1 protein-coding gene and 1 pseudogene are annotated in these 444 nt (G+C 50.5%); both read left to right on the forward strand.

Going from position 1 to position 444, the window contains the following annotated elements:
- A pseudogene (locus A3773_RS17905) lies at positions 1-123 on the forward strand (pyrroloquinoline-quinone synthase PqqC); the annotation flags it as partial.
- Complete coding sequence (pqqD, locus tag A3773_RS16965; protein ID WP_156473567.1) at positions 116-397, forward strand: pyrroloquinoline quinone biosynthesis peptide chaperone PqqD; 282 nt, start codon at positions 116-118, stop codon at positions 395-397. The pseudogene A3773_RS17905 and the gene pqqD, both read left to right, overlap by 8 nt.
- Positions 398-444 lie beyond the last annotated feature (47 nt).

Genomic DNA, 444 nt, shown 5'->3' on the forward strand with positions numbered 1-444 from the left:
TTTAAACTGGATGTCCTTTGGAGCATGCTGGATGCAATGACCATGGCGTATGAGCTGAAACGTCCACCGTACCATACGGTGACGGATCAACGGGTTTATCACAAAGGGCTATTTAATGAGTGATATTCAGATAACGCCGGCCTTAGTGCCGGTGTTAAATAAGATGTTCCGTTTTCAGTGGGAAAAAGCACAAAACTGCTTTGTGCTGCTTTACCCTGAAGGAATGATCCAACTCAACGGTCCCGCTGGAGAGATTCTAGGCTTAGTGGATGGCGAGCGTACCGTCGCAGCCATTACCGCTGAGCTGGAAGCCAAGTTCCCCGATGCGGGTGATCTGAGTGGCGATATTATCGAGTTTCTAGGAGAAGCACATGGCCAACACTGGATCACCTTGTAACGCACAACCGACGCTACCGATCATCAGCGACGACAAAGCCCACGGGC

Origin of the sequence: Neptuniibacter pectenicola (assembly GCF_001597735.1) — a bacterium.
GTDB lineage: Bacteria > Pseudomonadota > Gammaproteobacteria > Pseudomonadales > Balneatricaceae > Neptuniibacter > Neptuniibacter pectenicola.